Here is a 20,054-nt window from a genome sequence, read left to right on the forward strand (position 1 = left end):
AGGCGGGCCAGATTGGCCCGCCTTTTTTGTTTGCCTCGCTGCATGGCATCCCGAGATAGCAAACAGGCGGCGCAAACTTGTGACGTTAAGAACAAAGAAAGCCTCCACCCACACGGTGGAGGCTTTCTTTAGTTGTATCTTTTTGGTTCGATCAGCTGCAGTTCAGAGCAACCGCAAAACCCGAGCTGCGCGACGACGACCCCTTGCGGAACACGTCACCCGCAGGCAGGCACCCGGTAAACTGTTCGGCATTTTGGCCAAAGGCTGCGCCGACGTTGTTGTCCACGCGGGTGCTGTTGTTTTCGGTCCGAAGCACTCCGAACAAAGTGCCGTTCACGCTGACTGTGCTTAAGAACATGTTCATGTCCGAACCGGTCAGAACAACTGAGTTTGTGTCGCTGCGTCCGCCATTGTCGATCGCGACGCGGGCTACTTTTTCCGCCTCGGTCTGATCCGTTACGACCGGGATGGATGGCAACAAAGCCAATTCCGCCGGAATATTCGTGGCGTCGGGAAGGAACGAGACCGCACCCGGAACATCCGAGAGGGTCCGCGGCTCACCATCGATGCCCGTGAAGCCAACACCCGAGCGGTTATAGGGGTCTTCACAAGCCGCAAGGGCGAATACGGCAATTGTGGATAACAAGATTTTTTTCATGGCGACCAACATTTTGGAACGATTTGCTGAAGCGTATGGCCAAGGGGTTCCAAAAAGCAACCCGGCGCCCAACCGAATGGGCGTTACGCTGATGCGTCACTGCAACGGCCAATTCCCGATCCAGGACATTTCACCCAGCCGCATGCACAAAGAAAAAGGGTTCCGCATCAGCGAAACCCTTTTTCATTCTGTCCAAGTTGGACGGCAGATTACTTAATCTTGCCTTCCTTGTACTCGACATGTTTCCGAACAACCGGGTCGTATTTACGAACGGTCATTTTCTCGGTCATGGTGCGAGCGTTCTTTTTGGTCACGTAGAAGTGGCCCGTGCCCGCGGTCGAGTTCAGACGGATCTTGATTGTCGTCGGCTTCGCCATGGTTATCTCCTGCGTCCGAAAAGGCAGGGGCCTTTCGGTTGAATTCCTATGAGCGTGCGCTTTTACGCCTTGCACGGCTCGTGTCAAGGGCAATCAGGCACATGTCCTCCGGTTTGGGGATCAGGCTTAGGTCGAAAGGGTTGGCGCACCCATATACGTGTGTATCTGGTCGCGTTCAGCATCGGATAATCCCAGCGCAGTGGCCAGTTGCACGAGGTAAGATGCCTCGCGCTGATTATCCAGACGAATCGCCGCCAGAGACGTCGCATAGACCTGCGTTTTCAGTGGCGCGCCGGAATCAGCAGCCAATCCGATCACATCAATCGGGCCATTCAACTGATCCTGGACAAAGGCGCGTTCTTCATCGCTGATGTCATCACCCAATTCGCCCAGAATGGTTTCCTTCTCTTGCTCGTCTAGCTCTCCGTCCGCCTTGGCCGCCTGGATCATCGCGCGCAGCATCAGCTTGGCTTGCTCCTCCATCGCCGCGCCCCCGGGTGTGCCTTTGAACACCGTGTCCATCATGTCGACGGTCTGCTGGCTGCCTGACTTTGCTGCCCCCTGCATGGCATTCATCAGCCCACCAAGACCTGCGGCCCCTGCCGGATTGGCCATGCCAAGCTTTCCAATCATCTCTTGCAGCCCACCGGCACCCCCCGGCATCCCGAACTGTTCTGCCATCTTGCCCAGTTGATCCATGCCAAAGCCGCCCCCGGCGCCCTGCATCATATCTTGAAGACCGGCCATACCGCCCATTTGCTTGTACTTTTCCATGCCTTTTGCTGCAGCAAATCCAACTGCGACCGAAGCCAGTGCCTTCATGAAACTCATAACAATCCTCCCAATATTAAAAATGCGTTTTTGCAATATAGCAGATATCTGCGACTCAATAATCCACGGATTAAGCAGATGCCCTAACGCTAGCGCAAAGCTGACCAATGGTGGCTTCGTTTAAGCAAGTGAACATGTAACAGGCGTATTCCTATACAAGTGCATGTCTAATTTGTCAGAAATTCGAATTTGTGATAGTAACCGCGCCATCTACAATCCAAAGAAGCCAATTTCCGGCTCGATCTTCGAGGCACCATGAACAGGCAAGCAACCGTGCAAGCAGGGTTTGCACGATTGATTTTGTTTAGGGGGCATCATGACTGAATGGACTATTAAGGGCGAAGAGCTGGCCAACTGTAACTGCAACTTCGGTTGTCCTTGCCAGTTCAGCGTACTTCCAACACATGGCAATTGCGAAGCCGTCGTCGTATTCGACATCGAAAGCGGTCACTATGGGGACACCGACCTGGCGGGCGTAAGGGCGGCTGGGGTGTACTATTGGCCCGGCCCGATCCATGAGGGCAACGGTCAGATGCAACTGATCATAGATGCCAGCGCCAGCGCCGATCAGCGCGCGGCCCTGCAAGCCATAATGACCGGTGAAGATACTGATGAAATGGCAACCTTCTGGTATGTCTATAGCGCTATGGCTCCGACCAAACATGAAACGCTTTTCGTTCCGATTGAGCTGAACTGGGACCGCGACGAGCGCACCGGGTTTGCAAAGGTGAATGGCGTCTTCGATGTCGAGGTCAGCCCGATTCCGCATATCGTTTCGGGTGCGGCGCACCGGGCGTCAATTCAGCTGCCAAACGGGTTTGAATACCGGCACGCCGAAGCTGCCTCGGGCTCGGCCAAGACACATGGCGGCGAAATTAGCCTGACCTTTGACGCGACACATGCTCATCTGGCCCACCTGAACATTTCGGGCCACGGTGTCTTGGGCGCCTGATCCGGGGGTCATCATGACATCCCATCCCACACCGCCCCGCACTGGGCCGGTTGAGCGGCTTATGCGGCGTGAGCGGGTCATCGTGCTGTTCGGTGTGTCGCTGATTGTTTTGGCTGCAGCCTGGTACACCATCGCCGGGATCGGCATGAACATGACGGCCAGCGAAATGACCAATATGGCGGGTCCGATCGGAGAACCCATGCACATGGGCGAAGCGCCCAGTTGGGGTGTGCAATACGTAATCCTGATCTTTCTGATGTGGTGGGTCATGATGATCGCGATGATGACCCCCAGCGCTGCACCTGCGGTCTTGCTGTATTCGGCGATAAAGCGTGCGGGACCCGAACGTGACAAGGCAGCGCAGTTCAGTTTTTGCTTTCTCGCAGGCTACCTGATCGCCTGGGCTTTGTTCAGCCTTGCCGCGACGGGGTTGCAATGGGGTCTGGAAAACATCGGGCTGTCCGATGGTCCAATGATGACGATCCGGTCCAAAACATTTGCTGGCTGCGTCCTGATTGCGGCAGGCGCGTATCAGCTTTCGGACCTCAAGTCTGCCTGTCTGCGGCTTTGTCAAAGCCCTGCCCGGTTCATTGCCGTCCATCACAAACCTGGCGCGTTTGGTGCGTTCCGAACCGGTGCGTTGCATGGGCTGTATTGTCTGGGCTGTTGCTGGGCCTTGATGGCCCTGCTGTTCGTAGGCGGGATCATGAATCTGTACTGGATTGCCGGAATTGCCATTTACGTGGCTTTGGAAAAGCTGCTGCCGGGCGCACGCTGGTTGCCCACTTTGACCGGCTTGGCTCTGATTGCAGTGGGTTTCTGGGTCGCCTTGGACGCCATTGTGAGCATTTTTTAGATCCCGTTTCCAGGCCGCGGAACCGGTCAATTTCAGCGTTCCAGACCATTGAACCAAGGAGAAGACTTATGCCTATTTTCATCACTTATGCGACCTACTCCCAGGATGGCGTCAAAGGAATGCTGAAGAAGCCTGCAGACCGCACGGCGGCCGTCCGGGCGTTGCTGAAAAAAGTCGGCGGCAAGCTTTTGGCTTTTTACATGACGACCGGCGAAAATGACGTGGTGGTCGTAAGTGAAGTTCCGGATGGCACTGACGCAGTAGCCATTGGAATGGCCGTTGCGGCCTCGGGTGCAGTATCAAACGTTGAAACAGTACGCGCCTGGAAGGCGAAGGACTTTGCCGCCATTACCAAAAAGGCCGCCAAGCTGACCGGGGCTTACACGCCGCCCGGTAAGTGAACAGAGTTATGCGCGGAGGGCCTGTAAGCCGGATCTTGTTCCGGGGTTGCCCCCTTCGATGACCATTCCTCTAGGCCGTGCATTGCTGCGCGGCTCAAGCTGCCAACCCGGTCCCTCTTGGCCAGGACGTGCCTAGCGGCGGTTTCGGCTGACGCCGACCTGCCCGCGCGGGGACCCTATTTGGCATTGCTCCCGGTGGGGCTTGCCGTGCCGCCACTGTTGCCAGCGGCGCGGTGGGCTCTTACCCCACCGTTTCACCCTTACCTCGGACCTAAGTCCGGGGCGGTTTGATTTCTGTGGCGCTTTCCGTCGGGTTGCCCCGCCCGGGCGTTACCCGGCACCGTTGTCTTGTGGAGTCCGGACTTTCCTCTCGGGCCTTGCGACCCCAGCGGCCATCCGGCCCTCCGCGCAAGCGGTGGGTATGCCTTGTGCCAAGCCGCGTCAAGAGTGGAGAGCGTGCGAAGGGGCCAGCCCCTTCTGGGCCTGCGGCCAATTCAACCCCGGGATATTTTTGCCCGTTGAAGAGCGGATCAGGATTGTGGGGTCAAGGGCGCGAAGTCGGCTGGCCGCAATGGCCCTTTGCCCCAGGGGCGATATCGCAGACGAACGGCACTCAGGAGGGTTTCGTCGTCTACTTCAGCACTGAATCCGGCCGCTTGAGCTAGGGTACGAAATCGGTCCTGTGGGGCATCTTGTCGACCATCGCCTTGTTCGCGTGATGCGGCCAGCGCGTTGCGTTCCAGCCGCAGCCAGTCAAATCGTGGGCCCGGATCGAATTTTCGCCCGGGTGCCATGTCGGAATGGCCGATAACGCCGTTTGGCTGGATGGTCCAACGGTGCATGATCTTATGCAACAATTTCTCCAACCGTTGCATTTGCGGTTCTGAGAACGGGTGTATGCCGGTGTTGTCCAGTTCGATGCCGATCGAACGGGAGTTGATGTCGCTCTGACTGTGCCACTCGCCAGCCCCTGCGTGCCAGGCGCGGTCCCCTTCCCGCACCAACTGCCAGAGTGTTCCGTCACCACCTATCAGGTAGTGCGCCGAAACTTCGTGGACGGGATCGCATAGCCTGTCCAGCGCCTCTTGCGCGCTGTTCATTGCCGTATAGTGCAAAACGATCAGGGACGGCTTCAGCCCGTCCCTACGCGGCCCGAAGTTGGGCGATGGGTGCCAGATCGGCGCCAATGCGTCAGTTGTTGACGGCACTGCGGAAGGCACTGGGATCCCAGCCACAAGCGTATCCATCCCCATCGGGGTCCAGCCCGTTGCGGTCCCGCTGCGGGCCACCATTGGACAGAAACTCGATCTGAGCCTGGTCGGGCGACGGGAACTTGGCGCAGTTCCGTTGAGCCTTGGCTTCGAGGTTAAAGCCAGCGCGACTGTATAGCTGCGTGCCGACGGGATTTGAGGTGCTTAGAGCGTATTGCACGATATTGGGCTGGCCGTCCGATCCGCGCTGCGGAACAGCAGTTGGGGTGACGACTTCGTAGGTCTGGCGGTTCTGTTGAATCAGGGCCGCGTCGTTTTCGATCGTGCGACGTCCTGATACAGCCGCAAAATCCTGTTCGTCGGAGATCGCATTGTTACTGGCGGCGGACAGCGGGACTTGCGTCAACGTGCTTTGCCCCGAAGTGTTGGCCAATGCAGCCGCGGTTGCCGACGCGATATCTGCGTTGTCCCCGGTCGGCGCGGTGCCAGGAGCGCCAAGTTGCTGTTCTGAGACTTCAGCAGGCCCAACCAAAGGGTTTCCGGTGTAGCCCGGGCCAGCCAGCGCGGCCTCGCGCTGTGCCTGATATTGAGGCGTGTTAAATCCTGTACCCTGGACCGGGGCCACCGTGTTGCAGGCGGCCACAAGCCCGATTGCGGGGATCAGAAGCGTAAAGCGCATTCAGCTGCTCCGTCTTAGCTGGTCTTGCCTGATCCGAGGATTACCACCATTTACCCGGCTTGGCCACAAATCCAGCGGCGCTTTCCAACGCATAGGCCGTGTTCAGCAAATCGCCTTCTTCCCATGGACGGCCGATCAGTTGCAGACCCAAAGGCAAGCCCTGTTGGTCCAGACCTGCGGGAACCGAGATACCGGGCAAGCCGGCAAGGTTCACTGTCACGGTAAAGACGTCGTTGAGGTACATCTGCACCGGGTCCGCCTCGGTCATCTCGCCCAGACCGAAGGACGCCGACGGGGTAGCCGGCGTCAGGATTGCGTCGATCCCTGCGGCGAAGACATCTTCGAAGTCTTTCTTGATCAGTGTCCGCACCTTACGGGCGCGGTTATAGTAGGCATCATAGAACCCTGCTGACAGCACATAGGTGCCGATCATGACACGGCGCTGCACTTCGTGGCCAAAGCCTTCGGCGCGGGTTTTTTCGTACATCTCGGTGATGCCATCGCCTTGCGCCAGTTGCGCGCGGCGGCCATAGCGGACGCCGTCATAACGCGCGAGGTTCGAAGACGCTTCGGCTGGTGCAATCACGTAATACGCTGGCAGCGCATACTTGGTGTGCGGCAGCGAAATGTCGACGATCTCGGCACCCGCAGCTTTCAGCATTTCAGCGCCTTCGGCCCACAGCTTTTCGATCTCGGCGGGCATGCCGTCCATGCGGTATTCCTTGGGGATACCGATTTTCTTACCTTTAATGTCGCCGGTCAGCATCGCCTCAAAATTCGGCACGGCCAGTTCGGTGCTGGTCGAATCCTTGGGGTCATGACCACACATGGTCTCGAGCATAATCGCGGCGTCACGCACGTTCTTGGTCATCGGCCCGGCCTGATCCAACGACGAAGCAAACGCCACAATACCCCAGCGTGAGCAACGACCATAGGTCGGCTTGATGCCAGTGATGCCAACAAATGCAGCAGGCTGGCGGATCGAACCACCAGTATCGGTTCCAGTGGCGGCCAGACAAAGATCTGCCGCGACGGCCGAGGCCGACCCACCCGACGATCCACCGGGTGTCAGTTGCGCATCGTCATTGCCGCGGCGCCACGGGCTGACCGCATTGCCGTAAACGGAGGTTTCGTTGGACGAGCCCATGGCGAATTCGTCCATGTTCAGTTTGCCCAGCATGACTGCACCGGAATCAGCCAACTGCTGCGATACTGTGGATTCGTATTCAGGCTTGAAGCCTTCGAGGATTTTAGATGCCGCCTGCGAGGGCACGCCTTTGGTGCAGAACAGATCCTTGATGCCAATTGGCAGGCCGCACATTGAGGGTGCGTCGCCGGCTTTGATCCGCTCATCCGCAGCCTTGGCGCGCTCCAGCGCGATCTCAGGCGTCTTGTGGACAAAAGCGTTCAGCGCGTCGGCGTCATCGATCGCTTTCAGGCAGGACTCGGTCAACTCAACCGAGGTTACGTCACCGGCACGCAATGCGTCACGAGCTTCGGCCAGGCCCAGTTTGTTCAGATCGCTCATGTCTTACTCCACAACTTTGGGAACAGCGAAGAACCCTTCGCGCGCATCGGGGGCATTGGCCAGAACCTTGTCCTGCTGGTTCCCGTCGGTCACCACGTCCTCGCGACGTTTCAGGCGCATCGGTTCGACCGAAACCATCGGCTCGACACCTTCAACATCCACTTCATTGAGTTGTTCGATGAAGCCAAGGATGGTGTTGAATTCGGATGCCAGCGCAGGCAGCGCGTCATCCTCGACCTTGATCCGGGCCAGTTTGGCCACCTTGGCGGCGTTGCTTTGGTCAATCGACATCGGATATCCTCATATGCGTTAGGGGGCATTTACCTGTCTGGTCGCCGGGTCGCAAGACCGCCAAGGCGCTGATCCACCCTTGAGCGCATGGCAAAGGTCCATAAATCCTGTCCGATCATTCATTTCTGAATACCCCTACGTAAAAAATGAACCGATTAGTTCACTTCACATCTTGAAATACTGAACTGAACTGTTCATTTTATATAGCACGGCACAGCCTTATATGGAGAAAAACGATGAAAACGTTCATGACTGCCTTTGTTCTGGCCACTACGGTTCTTGCTGCGCAAGCTCAGGCGGGCGCTTTTGGCCCAAGCATGGACACCCTGACCCGCAGCCTGATTTTCCCCGATCAGGTGTCGGAACCTGTCACCCAGGATCAGAACAAACCGGGCAAGTAATTTAGCCCGCAAAACCGGGTCGGGTCCAAATGCCCCGGCCCGGCAATTGCCTGCTGCGTTCCGCGCGACGTATCGCTACGGTGGTCCACAAGTAACCCGCCGGCCTGCCCTGCAGATCCGGCAAGCCAACGGAGCGGAAGATGAACGCGCGCAAGCAAGCTGTTATGGACGCAATTGATGCGGCCAACTCACACGACCCCAACCTCGAAGACGGCCAGCCCGCTGAACTGCTTTATGGTCAGCGCATGAGCGCTGAGTTGGACAGGTTGTTCCCCGACGCCTCTGACCCGTTGCAGATTGCAGCGCGGGGTCAGCATGTGGAACGATGGAAGCTCGCGCGTAGTGAATACCCGGAAGGTCGTGCCGGATATCTGGCTTGGCGCAAGGCGCAGGGCGTCCACCACGCCGAGATCGTGATGGGGCTTATGAAACAGAACGGCTACTCTGCCGAGGATATCGAATCCGCCAGTCGGATGCTGCGCAAACAGGGCATCAAGCGTGACGACGAGGTGCAGGCGCTGGAGGATGTCATCTGCTTTGTCTTCCTCAAGTGGTATTTCGCACCGTTCGCCGAAAAGCACTCAGCCGAGAAAATCCAAAGCATTGTCGAGAAAACCGCGCGCAAGATGTCGGATCAAGGCCGTGCACGCGTGCTGTCCGAATTTGACCTGCCCGCAGAACTGGCCGCAGCGTTTCAGGCCTGAGCCGCGCGGGTCAGGTGCCTACGATACACCTCGATCATCCAGCCCAGCATGAGGGCATTCAGGATGTGCCACATGAAATGCGTGCCCAATGGGATCTGCCCACACATGGGTTCGTCCAGCGCACGAAAGGTGATCGATGCGATCAGGATCATCGCCCCGATGGCCAGACCACGGGCGGTGTCCGGCACCCGGCGGCGCAAAAGAAACGCATAGATCAAGATCAGCAGCGGCACCGGGGCATAGGCTGCTGACCCACCCAGTCCCGGCACAAGCTGGAACAAGGGCACCGTAGCTGCGGCATAGGGAATGAACAGCGCCGTCACGATCCCGGCCGTAAGCGGCCGCATGTGCCAGACGTCCCGGTTGATCGCGAAAATGTAGACCAGGATGTACAGCAAAATCGGCAGAACATCCGCCATGGCGGCCCAGACCTGCGCGTGCGTATGGAACAGGTAGCTGCCAAGCCCGATGGCAGTCAGAATGGCCACCAACAGCATCGCCAGCGGCATCCCCTGCCCGCGCACGCGTCGCCACATGACAAAAGCCGCAATCAGAAACGCCGCGTTTGTCACCGCGTTTATCGGCTCGGCCCAATAGGCGGGCGACAAGCGCTCGCAATAGCCATCAATTTCCTGAAACCAGTCCATGAACTTTTACATAGCCGATGCTAAGTTAATGCCAACAATTTGTTTTGGGAGGATGAATTCATGAACATCATTTGGCTGGGACACGGCAGTTTCCGCATCGAAACCGGCGGACAGGTTCTGCTGGTCGACCCCTGGCTGACGGGTAACCCAGTCTTGTCCGAGGAACAGCATGATGACGCGCTAAACGATGCGACTCATATCCTTCTGACGCATACACACTTCGATCACGTCGCCGATGTCGTATCGCTGGCCAAGCACCTGAACGTCCCCGTGGTCGGACAATACGACCTAATGGGGTATTGGAGCGAGTCCGAAGGCCTGGAAACCATCGGCTACAACAAGGGCGGCACCGTGAACCTGAACGGCGTCAAAGTGTCGATGGTGCCAGCCTCTCACAGCTCGACATTTTCAACACCTGACGGGCTGCGTACCGGCGGCAGCGAGGTTGGATTCATGATAGCCTCGGACGGGCACATGCTGTATGTCTCGGGCGATACCGACATCATGGCCGATATGGATTGGATGGGGGATTACTACAAACCCGATATCGGGATCCTGTCGGCAGGCGGTCACTTCACGATGGACATGAAGGGCGCGGCATATGCGGCCAAGCGGTATTTCAATTTCAAGACCGTGATTCCCTGCCACTACAAGACCTTCCCGATCCTCGAACAATCAGCTCAGGCGCTGGTCGACGGGTTGCCGGGGGTCGATGTCATCGAACCCGAAGTGATGAAGGCCATTACCATTTAGGGTCAACGCCGTGCGGCGAAGAACTCTTTCAGAAGCTCGGCGGCCTCCTGCCCTCCGATACCGTCGTAAACCTCTGGCACGTGGTGTGCTTGTGTATGGGTGAAAACCCGCGCGCCATGAGCAACGCCACCTGATTTCGGATCGGCGGCCCCGTAATAGATGCGCCGGATACGCGCCGCTGCCAGAGCCGCCGCACACATCGCGCAAGGCTCTAACGTCACATAGAGATCGTGATCGGGCAGACGTTCGGATCCGGCTGCGGCGCATGCAGCACGCAGGGCCAGTATCTCGGCATGGGCGGTGGGATCGTTCAGTTCTCGTGTTCGGTTGCCCGCAGAGGCCACGATCGATCCATCGGGGCCGGCAATAACAGCGCCCACAGGCACCTCGCCGCGATCCGCCGCAGCGCGCGCTTCAACCAACGCCATATCCATATGTGATCTGAACACCATGCCTCTGACTGCAACAGAAACCTGTCTTTCGCAAGCGGCTGGGATGCGCTATGGGCTGCGGATGACCAAAACCCCTCCTCCAGGCGACCGGATCGCCAAAGTCCTTGCCCGCGCAGGCGTTGCCTCGCGCCGTGAAGCCGAACGCATGATCGAAGCAGGTCGTGTGAGTGTAAACGGCAAGACAATCGACAGCCCCGCGCTGAACGTCACCGCCAAAGACAAGATCTTTGTCGACGGCAAACCGGTGTCGGAACCGGAACCTTCGCGCCTGTGGCTGTACCACAAACCTTCGGGTCTGGTGACAACGACACGTGACGAAAAAGGACGCGCGACCATTTTTGACAAACTGCCCGAGGATATGCCCCGGGTCATGAGCGTTGGGCGGTTGGACCTGAACTCGGAAGGGTTGCTGCTGTTGACCAATGATGGCGGCATCAAGCGCAAGTTGGAACTGCCCTCGACCGGATGGCTACGCAAGTACCGCGTGCGGGTGAATGGCCGCCCAAAGGATGAGGATTTTGCACCGCTTCGTAAAGGGCTTGTGATCGACGGGGAACGCTTTTTGCCGATGGACGTCACGCTGGACCGTCAACAAGGCGCAAATGCCTGGCTGACCATCGGTCTGCGCGAAGGCAAGAACCGTGAAATTCGGCGTGCGATAGAAGATATCGGTTTTGCGGTGAACCGGCTGCTGCGAGTGTCCTACGGCCCCTTCCAGCTGGGAAGCCTGAAACCCGGCGAAGTCGAAGAGATCCGCCGACGGGTCATGCGCGATCAACTGGGGTTGGAAGCCGAGCCCGAAGCACCGGCCAAACGACCCGCTCGCCCACAGCGAAATCGGCCCCTGGTCGGCAAGAAACCTCGCAAGTGACGCAGGTTAGGCAACCTTCCCCCTAGCGCCACGGCCTCTCATGGCCTAGATTTCCCCAAGGGACATTTTTGGGGGGCGCCATGTCCGGGACCGGAGTGCAAAAATTAGCCTATGTTGTGCTGTTGGCACTAATGCTTGGCGTGTGCACTGGCCTGCTAGGGGGCTTGTGAGCGCATGACCAAACGGTATGGCGGAAAATACAGCCCTCAAGGCGACTCGGCACAGCCAGACCAAAACCCGCGTGGCCAGTTTGACGGCGCACGCGTCGAACCTGCTGGCGCCCGCGCCAACCTTTTGTTCTTGCCCGCGATCCCTTTGGTGTTCCTGTCACTGAACGACGGCGCAGTTGGCATGACAATTGGGCTGATTGCAGCCGGCGTTTTGACCGGCGCGGCCTTCCTCTTGCGTGAAGGATTGCGGGCCGAGTCTGCCTATAATGCCCGGCGCACCGCCCGTCGCCCGGCGTTTCCCAGAAAAATATTCTCCAGTCTCCTGACCGGGCTTGGGATCGGGTTGGCCGCATACCGCACAGAATTTCTGGATGCGGCTACAGCGTCCGAGGCTAGCCTTATTGCGCCGATCCTGTTCGGCTTGGTAGCTGGTGCCCTCCACTCAGCCTCATTCGGAATTGATCCGATGAAAGACAAGGGTATGGAGGGCATCGATACCTTTCAGCAAGACCGCGTTGCCCGCGTAGTTGAAGACGCCGAAACGCACCTGTCCGAGATGACCGACGCCATCAAACGTGCGGGCGACCGCAGGATCGAGGCCCGCGTTGAACGGTTTCAGGATACCGCCCGCGAACTGTTCCGCACGGTCGAGGAAGACCCGCGCGATCTGGCCGGTGCGCGAAAATACCTGACCGTTTACTTAAAGGGTGCGCGTGACGCGACGGTCAAATTCGCCGACGTGTACGCCCGAACACGCGACGCGCAGGCGCTGGAGGATTATTCGTCCCTCCTGGATGATCTTGAACAGAATTTTGCGGCGCGCACCCGCAAGTTGCTTTTGGACGACCGCAGTGATCTGACGGTTGAAATTGATGTGTTGCGCGAAAGGCTGCAACGCGAAGGCGTCCGGTTGGACTGACCGGCCACAATTTGAGAGAGGATTACCCCCATGTCCGATGACATCAAGAACAAGGCGGTCGAGGCTGAAACGCTGGTACAGGAAGTGACCGCTGTCACCCTGCCCGACCCGACCGCCGAAATCGTCTTGCTTGAAGAGGCCGACGAACCTGTCAGCACCGAAATCCGCAAGCGCATGGATGAGATCGACATGGATAATACCAATTCCATCGTCGCGTTCGGGTCGTCTGCCCAGGCGGAATTGCAGGAAATCAGCCAAGCCATGTTGGCGGATGTCCGCAACAAAGATGTCGGACCTGCCGGGGACAGTCTGCGCAATATCGTCACGACGATCCGCGGATTTTCAGTCAGCGAGTTGGACGTCCGGCGCGAACGCAGCTGGTGGGAAAAGCTGTTGGGCAAGGCTGCGCCTTTTGCCCAGTTTACCGCCAAGTTTGAAGATGTTCAGGGGCAGATCGACAGGATCACCGACGACTTGCTGGGCCACGAACATACGCTACTGAAAGACATCAAGTCGCTGGACCTGTTGTACGAAAAAACGCTGGGCTTTTATGACGAGCTTGCGCTGTATATCGCAGCAGGCGAAGAAAAGCTGACCGAGCTGGACAGCCAGAACATCCCCGAAAAAGAAGCCGAAGTTCAGGCCGCTCCCGAAGACCAACAAGTCATGAAAGCGCAAGAGCTGCGTGACCTGCGCGCAGCGCGGGATGATCTGGAACGGCGTGTTCACGATCTGAAGCTGACGCGACAGGTAACGATGCAATCGCTGCCCTCGATCCGGTTGGTGCAGGAAAACGACAAGTCGCTGGTGACTAAGATCAACTCGACGCTCGTCAACACCGTGCCTCTGTGGGAAACGCAACTGGCGCAGGCCGTCACCATCCAGCGTAGCGCCGAGGCGGCCGCGGCCGTGCGTGATGCGAATGACCTGACGAATGAGCTGCTGACCTCGAACGCGGCGAACCTGCGTGAGTCGAACAAGATGATCCGGGAGGAAATGGAGCGCGGTGTGTTTGATATCGAGGCGGTCAAGCAAGCCAATGCTGACCTGATCGGTACGATCAACGAAAGCCTTGCAATTGCTGACGAAGGCAAGGCCAAACGCGCCGCAGCCGAACAGGAGCTGCAGAAGATGGAGACCGAGCTGCGCGACACCCTTGCCTCTGCGAAGGCGCGCAAAGACGGCGTCGGCGACAACGCTGGAACTGCGGTTTCGAGCTAAAGGCAGGCTGGACGTGCAAGTGCCGGGATATCTGAAACCTCTGTTGGGTATGGTGGCGCTGTTGGCGCTGGCCAATTGCGATGAGGCGCTGACGTCGTCCGTCGTGCCGCAACCGCGCCCGGTTGCACCTGCACCGGCACCTAATGCTTATGTTCCCCCGTCTGCGGCAAGTCAGGATCTGGCCCGGTTCTATCAGCGGGTCGAACGTGACCTGCTCACCCGCGACATGTTGCGCGTGGATGGAGGTGGTCCCGACACACCCTATGATGCCGATGATTTGGCCCGTAATTTCGAGGCTATTGCCTTTTACAGCGAATACCCCGATCACGCTGTAACTACACGCATTCGGCGAACGGACGGACAGCTAAGCCGGTGGGCAGGACCTGTGCGGATTCAGACCGAGTTCGCCCCGTCCGTGGCACCCGAGATACGCAAAAAAGACGCGGCTGACGTCGAGGCGTTCGCGGAGCGGCTGAGTAAATTGACGGATCACCCGATCTCGGTCGTCAATCGCAAGGCAAACTTCCATGTCTTCTTTGCAGGCAAGGATGACAGCGCCTATGTGGTGAAACGCCTGAAACAGCTGATTCCGGGCATCAGCACGCCTTCACTGGATTTGGTTGCAAACCCGCGCGCCAATATTGACTGTCTTGTTTTTGCGTCTCCTACCAATACCTCACCGTATAAATTTGTGCGGGCTGTCACTCTCATCCGGGCTGAACTGCCGGACCTGACCCGGCGCAGTTGCATCCACGAGGAAATTGCGCAGGGGCTTGGATTGTCCAATGACAGCCCAGCGGCACGGCCTTCGATTTTCAACGACAATGACGAGTTTGCGCTGTTGACCAGCCATGACGAGAAACTTCTGACAATGCTTTATGACCCGCGCCTTGAACCCGGTGTTACGGCTGAAGACGCCCGCCCGGTGGTCCGGATTATTGCTCGCGAATTGATGGGCCAGCAGCTCTGAGCCCAAGGAAAGGAGACCCCAATGGGTATTTTCGATTTTCTGACCGGAGAATTTATCGACGTCATTCACTGGGTCGACGACACCCGCGACACCATGGTTTGGCGGTTCGAGCGTGAAGGACATGCCATCAAGTACGGCGCCAAACTGACGGTGCGCGAAGGACAGGCAGCGGTGTTCGTGCACGAAGGGCAATTGGCAGATGTATTCACGCCCGGCCTCTACATGCTTGAGACCAACAACATGCCGATCCTGACGACGCTGCAGCATTGGGATCACGGATTTCAGTCGCCCTTCAAATCCGAGATCTATTTCGTCAACACGACGCGTTTCAATGATCTGAAATGGGGCACCAAGAACCCGATCATGCTGCGCGATCCGGAGTTCGGACCGACCCGTATCCGCGCCTTTGGCACATACACGGTCCGGGTCAAGGACCCCGCGAAGTTCCTGATTGAAATCGTCGGCACCGATGGTGAATTCACCATGGATGAGATCAGCTTTCAGATCCGTAACATTATCGTGCAGGAGTTCAGCCGCGTAATCGCAGGATCGGGCATTCCGGTGCTGGACATGGCCGCCAACACCGCCGATCTGGGTAAACTTATCGCCGCCGAGGTGTCGCCCGTGCTGGAAGGGTACGGGCTTGAGATGCCCGAGTTCTACATCGAAAACATCTCGCTACCGCCTGCGGTCGAGGCTGCGTTGGACAAGCGGACGTCGATGGGATTGGCAGGCGATCTGGGCAAGTTCACCCAGTATTCCGCCGCCGAAGCGATGACCGCAGCAGCCAACAACCCCGGTCAGGGCGGCGGCATGGGTGCAGGCCTAGGCATGGGTATGGGCATGGCGATGGCCAACCAGATGGCAAACATGGCAGCGGGTCAACCAAGCGGCCCGTGGGGCGGTTCCGCCCCCGCTGCGCCGCAACCGGCGGCGCATGCGGCACCGCCACCTCCTCCGCCGGTCGAGCATGTCTGGCATATCGCGGTAGACGGGCAGACCACCGGGCCGTTTTCCAAGGCCAAGATGGGCCGCATGGCGACCGACGGTGATATCACCCGTGACACCCATGTCTGGACCGCCGGTCAGGACGGATGGAAAAAGGCCGGTGACGTGCAGGAACTGGCGCAACTGTTCACGATATTGCCACCACCACCGCCGGGAAGCTAACCTTGTGGCTGACGCCGGTAAGACAGCTCCTTATTCCCAACGCGATATCGCGTGCGCGGTCAAAATGTCCGCGCTTCTGGGATGGGCAGGAGTTATTGGCGTTCCGGTTTTCTCCTACGCGTATCGAAATGGATTTGATCTGAACTCGCTGTCCCTTGTTTTCTGGTACGCGTTGTTTGGCCTGCCAATTTCTCTTTTCATCTGTTGGCTAGTGGTCAAACCGTTTTTGCGCATCTTGATGCGGCGCACCGTTAGCTATGTCCGCGCTGCTTTCTGGGGCGCGGGAATTGGGTTTGGCCTTGTAGCCGTTTGGGTTGCCATAAGCCGCTACCGTGGTTGGCGAAAGTCACAGAACCCCGACACTAGGTTTGGGTTTGGCGACGCTAACGGAACAATCGAAGAAAACGGCATTTTGACTGATTATGGCTGGTGGCGGCTCGCCGAGAACTCTTTCCAATTTATTCTGATCTGCGTCCTCGCTGCGTTGATCGTGCGCCTGATTATCGGGCCCGGAAAATACCCCCCTCCAATCAAGGTTCACCCATGACAGACGAACACCGCTTTCCCTGCGAGCAATGCGGCTCGGACTATCGGTTCAATCCGGGCGACGGGACCCTGACCTGCGATCATTGCGGGCATTCGGAATCCATAGGTGCCGGACCGTGGGGCGGTGCCAGCCTGAAAGAGCTGGATTTCAACGCGGCGCTGGCGAACAAGCTGCCGGAAGCAGAAATCGAGGAAACGCGGGTTCTGTCCTGCCCGAACTGCGCAGCTCAGGTTGAGTTTGACCCGAACACCCATGCGGCCGAATGCCCGTTCTGTGCCACTCCGGTAGTCACGGAGACGGGAGTTAACCGGCATATCAAGCCAAAAGGCGTGTTGCCCTTTGCTCTGGATGAACGGTCGGCTCATAAGGCGATGTCGAGCTGGCTTGGCAAGTTGTGGTTCGCACCCAACGGGTTGAAGGACTATGCCCGCAAAGGCCGCAAGATGCAGGGGATTTACGTCCCCTACTGGACATTCGACGCAGATACCAAGTCAGCTTATCGCGGTGAACGCGGAACGGTGTACTACGAAACCCGGACCGTCATGCGTGACGGCAAGCGCGTGCAACAACAGGTCGCAAAAGTGCGTTGGTCCCCAAAATCCGGCCTGGTTGCTCGGTTCTTTGACGATGTTCTGGTGCTGGCGTCCCAGTCCTTGCCCAAAACGTATACTGACGCGCTTGAGCCTTGGGATCTACCGGCGCTTGAACCTTATCAGCCCGAGTATCTGGCCGGTTTCCGGGCAGAAGCATATACTGTCGAACTGCAGGATGGTTACACTGAAGCCCGCGCGCATATGGCCCGCGTGATCGAACGGGATGTTCGGTTCGATATCGGTGGCGACCGACAGCGCATTCACGCAATCGACACTGACGTGCGGAATGTGACCTTCAAGCACATATTACTGCCCGTCTGGCTGGCCGCGTACAAATACCGGGGGCAGACCTATCGTTTCGTTGTGAATGGCAGAACGGGGCGCGTTCAGGGTGAACGCCCGTGGTCAGCCATCAAGATCACGATCGCTGTTGTCCTGGGCCTGCTGGTCGCGGCGGGTGTCGGGTACATGATGGCAACGGGTCAGCAATAGAACCGCGTCGCGTTCATGTGCAATTTTGGCGGTTTAACCGCTTGAACATCGTTGATCCCGCCGCCATCCTGCGCCTCGTCTGCACGAAGGGGAGAGCAGTGTGACGCTATCCGATCTGGATCAACTACTGGCCGAGCGGCACTCTTGCCGGGCGTTCCGACCTGAACCCGTTCCCAAGGACCAGATCGAACAGATTCTGACCTGTGCGTCACGTGCCCCCAGCTGGTGCAATGCGCAGCCCTGGAACATCGTGATCACCAGTGGCGCCGAGACTGACGCGTTCCGAAAAGCACTGCAACACGAAGTCACAACCGGCGCACCGGAACCCGACCTGCCGTTCCCGACGGCGTATACCGGTATATATCAGGAACGCCGCCGTGAATGCGGCTGGGCATTGTACGAAGCCGTCGGCGTACAGCGCGGGGACCGTGCAGGTTCAGCCCAGCAAATGATGGAAAACTTTGCACTTTTCGGCGCGCCGCATTGCGCGATCATCTCAAGCCCTGCGGACCTTGGTCCTTACGGAGCGATGGACTGCGGTGGTTTTGTCATGGCCTTCACCCTCGGCGCCCAAGCGCTGGGGGTGGCCACAATCCCTCAGGCCGCGGTGGCCAGCTATGGTCAGTTCCTGCACCGGTACTTTGGTATCCCCGATGACCGCTTGATCTTGTGCGCAATCTCTTTCGGCTATTCCGATACAGACCACCCTGCAAACGGGTTTCGAACCAGCCGTGCCGGTCTGGACGAGATCGCACGCTGGGTTGAATAACCACGCCAACAAACGGAGAACGGATTTGCGCGCACTGCTACAAAGGGTTTCCCGGGCCAAGGTCTCGGTTGATGGACAAACGATCGGACAGTCTGGCCCTGGGTTGATGATCCTGGTCTGTGCGATGAAAGGCGATGATGAACAAAAGGCCGGGCAGCTTGCGGCCAAAGTATCAAAGTTGCGCATTTTCAAAGATGAAAACGGCAAGATGAACCGCTCTGTCGTTGATGTGGGTGGCTCGGCTCTGGTGATCAGCCAGTTTACGCTGGCCGCCGACACGTCGCGCGGGAACAGGCCAGGGTTTTCCGAGGCCGCGGCCCCGGATGAGGGGCAGCACCTGTATGAAGAGTTTGCGCGGCGGTTGCAGGCGCATGGTGTGGCCGTCGAAACCGGGCAATTCGGTGCCGACATGGCGGTAGAGCTGGTTAATGACGGACCAGTCACGATTTGGATGGAAAGCTGATGGATCAGAGGCAACAGGCAATTCGCATTTGGCAGGCTGGCGTTGATGCGGTTGACGGAATAAGGGCCACCAAAGCTGTTCTGGATGGGGTTCCAACGCCCGACCAGATCTTGGCAGTCGGCAAGGCAGCCGCAGCAATGGCCAGCGCGGCATTGGAACATTTCGGCCCGCGTCCAACGCTGGTTGTCACCAAGGATGATCACGGACGCGGTCTGCCGGAACATGTTCAGCTGATCGAGGCCTCACACCCCGTTCCGGACGCGCGCAGCCTTGAGGGCGGTCGCGCCCTGCGGGCCGCGATCGAGGCTATGGCACCCAATTCTCATGTGCTGCTTCTGGTTTCGGGCGGAGCCTCATCCCTGGCTGAGGATTTGCTGCCGGGAAACACTTTGAGTGATCTGGAGCAGCTGAACGGCAGGCTGCTGTCCGAAGGGATGGATATCACCGCAATGAATGCCGAGCGTCGCAAGCTGTCCCGGATAAAGGGCGGTGGGCTGCTGGCCCATTTCAAAGGGGCAAAAGCCACCGTTCTGGCAATCTCGGACGTTCCCGGGGATGATCCGAATGTCATCGGATCGGGGATCGGTGCCTTGCCCGAAACTTACGAATTTAACGCCGTGACCCAGATTGTTGCGTCGAACGCTCATGCGCGTTCTGCGGCAGCAGATTTGGCGCGTCGTGAAAGCCTGCAAGTATTGGCCAATGAAGAATGCCTGCACGACGACTTCTTGCACGTCGCTTCCCAACTGGGACAACGCCTGAGGGATATGCCCCCGGGTGTCATGGTGTTCGGCGGTGAGCCTACGGTTGTGTTACCAGATCAGCCGGGCCGCGGCGGGCGTAATCAGGCGCTGGCTCTGGCGCTGGCCCGTGAAATAACCGGGACCTCGGGTCTGACGCTGGTCGTTGGCGGAACAGATGGAACCGATGGCCCGACCAATGCCGCCGGAGCGGTGGTTGATGGCACGACCTGGGGCGACGGTGCTGAGCATGCCCTGCAGAATGCAGATAGCGGCAGTTTTCTGGACGCCGCCGGCGCTTTGTTGGTGACGGGTCCGACCGGAACAAACGTGATGGACCTTGTTGTCGCAATCAGGCGATGAATTGACGATTTTCAAACACCGGGAA

26 protein-coding genes and 1 other RNA gene are annotated in these 20,054 nt (G+C 58.4%); 17 read left to right on the plus strand and 10 right to left on the minus strand.

The window, feature by feature from the left end:
• Positions 1 to 151: 151 nt before the first annotated feature.
• A complete protein-coding gene (locus AC2FFH_RS01545) occupies positions 152 to 658 on the minus strand; it encodes a hypothetical protein (protein ID WP_496767814.1) in 507 nt (168 codons plus the stop codon).
• Here AC2FFH_RS01545 and AC2FFH_RS01550 point away from each other — a divergent pair.
• On the plus strand, positions 657 to 875 hold the full coding sequence (locus AC2FFH_RS01550) for a hypothetical protein (protein ID WP_496843578.1): 219 nt from the start codon (positions 657 to 659) through the stop codon (positions 873 to 875). The genes AC2FFH_RS01545 and AC2FFH_RS01550 overlap by 2 nt on opposite strands.
• Here AC2FFH_RS01550 and rpmG read toward each other — a convergent pair.
• Complete coding sequence (gene rpmG / locus AC2FFH_RS01555) at positions 868 to 1,035, minus strand: 50S ribosomal protein L33 (RefSeq protein ID WP_007799108.1); 168 nt, start codon at positions 1,033 to 1,035, stop codon at positions 868 to 870. The genes AC2FFH_RS01550 and rpmG overlap by 8 nt on opposite strands.
• 126 nt (positions 1,036 to 1,161) lie before the next feature.
• Positions 1,162 to 1,866 (minus strand): DUF533 domain-containing protein, encoded by a 705-nt coding sequence (locus tag AC2FFH_RS01560; RefSeq protein WP_496767812.1) that lies wholly within the window; start codon positions 1,864 to 1,866, stop codon positions 1,162 to 1,164.
• A gap of 316 nt (positions 1,867 to 2,182) precedes the next feature.
• On the opposite strand from AC2FFH_RS01560, the gene AC2FFH_RS01565 reads away from it, so the two are divergent.
• The 3 genes from AC2FFH_RS01565 (at position 2,183) to AC2FFH_RS01575 (ending at position 4,075) form a co-directional block, all read left to right on the plus strand.
• Positions 2,183 to 2,818 (plus strand): DUF1326 domain-containing protein, encoded by a 636-nt coding sequence (locus tag AC2FFH_RS01565; RefSeq protein WP_108859367.1) that lies wholly within the window; start codon positions 2,183 to 2,185, stop codon positions 2,816 to 2,818.
• A gap of 13 nt (positions 2,819 to 2,831) precedes the next feature.
• Positions 2,832 to 3,674 carry a DUF2182 domain-containing protein gene (locus AC2FFH_RS01570; RefSeq protein ID WP_496767810.1) on the plus strand — a complete coding sequence of 281 codons (843 nt, stop codon included), beginning with the start codon at positions 2,832 to 2,834 and terminating at the stop codon, positions 3,672 to 3,674.
• 68 nt (positions 3,675 to 3,742) lie between these two features.
• Positions 3,743 to 4,075, plus strand: coding sequence for a GYD domain-containing protein (locus tag AC2FFH_RS01575; protein WP_058275623.1), 333 nt, complete (start codon positions 3,743 to 3,745; stop codon positions 4,073 to 4,075).
• A gap of 8 nt (positions 4,076 to 4,083) precedes the next feature.
• Here the strand turns inward: AC2FFH_RS01575 and rnpB are convergent.
• From rnpB to gatC, 5 genes are all read right to left on the minus strand, one after another.
• An RNA gene (gene rnpB, locus AC2FFH_RS01580) (RNase P RNA component class A) lies at positions 4,084 to 4,483 on the minus strand.
• Between the two features lie 122 nt (positions 4,484 to 4,605).
• Positions 4,606 to 5,322 carry an N-acetylmuramoyl-L-alanine amidase gene (locus tag AC2FFH_RS01585; RefSeq protein ID WP_496843778.1) on the minus strand — a complete coding sequence of 239 codons (717 nt, stop codon included), beginning with the start codon at positions 5,320 to 5,322 and terminating at the stop codon, positions 4,606 to 4,608.
• A complete protein-coding gene (locus tag AC2FFH_RS01590; protein ID WP_496767806.1) occupies positions 5,267 to 5,965 on the minus strand; it encodes a hypothetical protein in 699 nt (232 codons plus the stop codon). Before AC2FFH_RS01590 ends, AC2FFH_RS01585 begins: the two co-directional genes overlap by 56 nt.
• Before the next feature lie 40 nt (positions 5,966 to 6,005).
• Positions 6,006 to 7,493 carry an Asp-tRNA(Asn)/Glu-tRNA(Gln) amidotransferase subunit GatA gene (gatA, locus tag AC2FFH_RS01595; RefSeq protein WP_496843579.1) on the minus strand — a complete coding sequence of 496 codons (1,488 nt, stop codon included), beginning with the start codon at positions 7,491 to 7,493 and terminating at the stop codon, positions 6,006 to 6,008.
• A 3-nt stretch (positions 7,494 to 7,496) separates the two neighbouring features.
• A complete protein-coding gene (gene gatC, locus AC2FFH_RS01600) occupies positions 7,497 to 7,784 on the minus strand; it encodes an Asp-tRNA(Asn)/Glu-tRNA(Gln) amidotransferase subunit GatC (protein ID WP_058275619.1) in 288 nt (95 codons plus the stop codon).
• A gap of 236 nt (positions 7,785 to 8,020) precedes the next feature.
• Between gatC and AC2FFH_RS01605 the strand changes: the two genes are divergently transcribed.
• Both AC2FFH_RS01605 and AC2FFH_RS01610 read left to right on the plus strand, forming a co-directional pair.
• Complete coding sequence (locus tag AC2FFH_RS01605; RefSeq protein ID WP_186437502.1) at positions 8,021 to 8,185, plus strand: hypothetical protein; 165 nt, start codon at positions 8,021 to 8,023, stop codon at positions 8,183 to 8,185.
• Between the two features lie 140 nt (positions 8,186 to 8,325).
• Positions 8,326 to 8,889 carry a DUF4202 domain-containing protein gene (locus AC2FFH_RS01610; protein WP_496843580.1) on the plus strand — a complete coding sequence of 188 codons (564 nt, stop codon included), beginning with the start codon at positions 8,326 to 8,328 and terminating at the stop codon, positions 8,887 to 8,889.
• Here the strand turns inward: AC2FFH_RS01610 and AC2FFH_RS01615 are convergent.
• Positions 8,880 to 9,536, minus strand: coding sequence for a ceramidase domain-containing protein (locus tag AC2FFH_RS01615; protein WP_496843581.1), 657 nt, complete (start codon positions 9,534 to 9,536; stop codon positions 8,880 to 8,882). The two genes, AC2FFH_RS01610 and AC2FFH_RS01615, sit on opposite strands and share 10 nt — an antisense overlap.
• Positions 9,537 to 9,596: 60 nt before the next feature.
• Between AC2FFH_RS01615 and AC2FFH_RS01620 the strand changes: the two genes are divergently transcribed.
• Entirely contained in the window at positions 9,597 to 10,289 is a 693-nt protein-coding gene (locus AC2FFH_RS01620) for a metal-dependent hydrolase (RefSeq protein ID WP_496843582.1), read from the plus strand.
• 2 nt (positions 10,290 to 10,291) lie between these two features.
• On the opposite strand, the gene AC2FFH_RS01625 is transcribed toward AC2FFH_RS01620, so the two are convergent.
• Entirely contained in the window at positions 10,292 to 10,741 is a 450-nt protein-coding gene (locus AC2FFH_RS01625) for a nucleoside deaminase (protein WP_496843583.1), read from the minus strand.
• 61 nt (positions 10,742 to 10,802) lie between these two features.
• Here AC2FFH_RS01625 and AC2FFH_RS01630 point away from each other — a divergent pair, with 61 nt between their 5' ends.
• The 10 genes from AC2FFH_RS01630 (at position 10,803) to AC2FFH_RS01675 (ending at position 20,029) form a co-directional block, all read left to right on the plus strand.
• Positions 10,803 to 11,612 (plus strand): pseudouridine synthase, encoded by an 810-nt coding sequence (locus AC2FFH_RS01630; protein ID WP_496843584.1) that lies wholly within the window; start codon positions 10,803 to 10,805, stop codon positions 11,610 to 11,612.
• Positions 11,613 to 11,786: 174 nt separating this feature from the next.
• On the plus strand, positions 11,787 to 12,701 hold the full coding sequence (locus tag AC2FFH_RS01635) for a 5-bromo-4-chloroindolyl phosphate hydrolysis family protein (protein WP_496724221.1): 915 nt from the start codon (positions 11,787 to 11,789) through the stop codon (positions 12,699 to 12,701).
• Between the two features lie 30 nt (positions 12,702 to 12,731).
• Complete coding sequence (locus AC2FFH_RS01640; protein ID WP_496843585.1) at positions 12,732 to 13,922, plus strand: toxic anion resistance protein; 1,191 nt, start codon at positions 12,732 to 12,734, stop codon at positions 13,920 to 13,922.
• Between the two features lie 49 nt (positions 13,923 to 13,971).
• Positions 13,972 to 14,892 (plus strand): DUF2927 domain-containing protein, encoded by a 921-nt coding sequence (locus AC2FFH_RS01645; protein WP_058276873.1) that lies wholly within the window; start codon positions 13,972 to 13,974, stop codon positions 14,890 to 14,892.
• A gap of 21 nt (positions 14,893 to 14,913) precedes the next feature.
• Complete coding sequence (locus tag AC2FFH_RS01650) at positions 14,914 to 16,062, plus strand: SPFH domain-containing protein (protein ID WP_496767790.1); 1,149 nt, start codon at positions 14,914 to 14,916, stop codon at positions 16,060 to 16,062.
• A 64-nt stretch (positions 16,063 to 16,126) separates the two neighbouring features.
• Complete coding sequence (locus tag AC2FFH_RS01655; RefSeq protein ID WP_496767788.1) at positions 16,127 to 16,609, plus strand: hypothetical protein; 483 nt, start codon at positions 16,127 to 16,129, stop codon at positions 16,607 to 16,609.
• Positions 16,606 to 17,694 (plus strand): TFIIB-type zinc finger domain-containing protein, encoded by a 1,089-nt coding sequence (locus AC2FFH_RS01660; protein WP_496767786.1) that lies wholly within the window; start codon positions 16,606 to 16,608, stop codon positions 17,692 to 17,694. Before AC2FFH_RS01655 ends, AC2FFH_RS01660 begins: the two co-directional genes overlap by 4 nt.
• Before the next feature lie 100 nt (positions 17,695 to 17,794).
• Positions 17,795 to 18,463 (plus strand): nitroreductase, encoded by a 669-nt coding sequence (locus tag AC2FFH_RS01665; protein ID WP_496843586.1) that lies wholly within the window; start codon positions 17,795 to 17,797, stop codon positions 18,461 to 18,463.
• A gap of 25 nt (positions 18,464 to 18,488) precedes the next feature.
• Entirely contained in the window at positions 18,489 to 18,926 is a 438-nt protein-coding gene (dtd, locus tag AC2FFH_RS01670; protein ID WP_496738122.1) for a D-aminoacyl-tRNA deacylase, read from the plus strand.
• Entirely contained in the window at positions 18,926 to 20,029 is a 1,104-nt protein-coding gene (locus AC2FFH_RS01675) for a glycerate kinase type-2 family protein (RefSeq protein ID WP_496843588.1), read from the plus strand. Before dtd ends, AC2FFH_RS01675 begins: the two co-directional genes overlap by 1 nt.
• The last annotated feature ends 25 nt before the right edge of the window (positions 20,030 to 20,054 follow it).

It is taken from the genome of Ruegeria sp. YTSC003, assembly GCF_059609785.1.

Bases quoted from the DNA above. Each gene is read 5' to 3' on its own strand.
- AC2FFH_RS01550 (WP_496843578.1), top strand. From the start codon at position 657: ATGGCGACCAACATTTTGGAACGATTTGCTGAAGCGTATGGCCAAGGG.
- AC2FFH_RS01545 (WP_496767814.1), bottom strand. From the start codon at position 658: ATGAAAAAAATCTTGTTATCCACAATTGCCGTATTCGCCCTTGCGGCT.
- rpmG (WP_007799108.1), bottom strand. From the start codon at position 1,035: ATGGCGAAGCCGACGACAATCAAGATCCGTCTGAACTCGACCGCGGGC.
- AC2FFH_RS01560 (WP_496767812.1), bottom strand. From the start codon at position 1,866: ATGAGTTTCATGAAGGCACTGGCTTCGGTCGCAGTTGGATTTGCTGCA.
- AC2FFH_RS01565 (WP_108859367.1), top strand. From the start codon at position 2,183: ATGACTGAATGGACTATTAAGGGCGAAGAGCTGGCCAACTGTAACTGC.
- AC2FFH_RS01570 (WP_496767810.1), top strand. From the start codon at position 2,832: ATGACATCCCATCCCACACCGCCCCGCACTGGGCCGGTTGAGCGGCTT.
- AC2FFH_RS01575 (WP_058275623.1), top strand. From the start codon at position 3,743: ATGCCTATTTTCATCACTTATGCGACCTACTCCCAGGATGGCGTCAAA.
- AC2FFH_RS01585 (WP_496843778.1), bottom strand. From the start codon at position 5,322: ATGGATACGCTTGTGGCTGGGATCCCAGTGCCTTCCGCAGTGCCGTCA.
- AC2FFH_RS01590 (WP_496767806.1), bottom strand. From the start codon at position 5,965: ATGCGCTTTACGCTTCTGATCCCCGCAATCGGGCTTGTGGCCGCCTGC.
- gatA (WP_496843579.1), bottom strand. From the start codon at position 7,493: ATGAGCGATCTGAACAAACTGGGCCTGGCCGAAGCTCGTGACGCATTG.
- gatC (WP_058275619.1), bottom strand. From the start codon at position 7,784: ATGTCGATTGACCAAAGCAACGCCGCCAAGGTGGCCAAACTGGCCCGG.
- AC2FFH_RS01605 (WP_186437502.1), top strand. From the start codon at position 8,021: ATGAAAACGTTCATGACTGCCTTTGTTCTGGCCACTACGGTTCTTGCT.
- AC2FFH_RS01610 (WP_496843580.1), top strand. From the start codon at position 8,326: ATGAACGCGCGCAAGCAAGCTGTTATGGACGCAATTGATGCGGCCAAC.
- AC2FFH_RS01615 (WP_496843581.1), bottom strand. From the start codon at position 9,536: ATGGACTGGTTTCAGGAAATTGATGGCTATTGCGAGCGCTTGTCGCCC.
- AC2FFH_RS01620 (WP_496843582.1), top strand. From the start codon at position 9,597: ATGAACATCATTTGGCTGGGACACGGCAGTTTCCGCATCGAAACCGGC.
- AC2FFH_RS01625 (WP_496843583.1), bottom strand. From the start codon at position 10,741: ATGGTGTTCAGATCACATATGGATATGGCGTTGGTTGAAGCGCGCGCT.
- AC2FFH_RS01630 (WP_496843584.1), top strand. From the start codon at position 10,803: ATGACCAAAACCCCTCCTCCAGGCGACCGGATCGCCAAAGTCCTTGCC.
- AC2FFH_RS01635 (WP_496724221.1), top strand. From the start codon at position 11,787: ATGACCAAACGGTATGGCGGAAAATACAGCCCTCAAGGCGACTCGGCA.
- AC2FFH_RS01640 (WP_496843585.1), top strand. From the start codon at position 12,732: ATGTCCGATGACATCAAGAACAAGGCGGTCGAGGCTGAAACGCTGGTA.
- AC2FFH_RS01645 (WP_058276873.1), top strand. From the start codon at position 13,972: ATGGTGGCGCTGTTGGCGCTGGCCAATTGCGATGAGGCGCTGACGTCG.
- AC2FFH_RS01650 (WP_496767790.1), top strand. From the start codon at position 14,914: ATGGGTATTTTCGATTTTCTGACCGGAGAATTTATCGACGTCATTCAC.
- AC2FFH_RS01655 (WP_496767788.1), top strand. From the start codon at position 16,127: ATGTCCGCGCTTCTGGGATGGGCAGGAGTTATTGGCGTTCCGGTTTTC.
- AC2FFH_RS01660 (WP_496767786.1), top strand. From the start codon at position 16,606: ATGACAGACGAACACCGCTTTCCCTGCGAGCAATGCGGCTCGGACTAT.
- AC2FFH_RS01675 (WP_496843588.1), top strand. From the start codon at position 18,926: ATGGATCAGAGGCAACAGGCAATTCGCATTTGGCAGGCTGGCGTTGAT.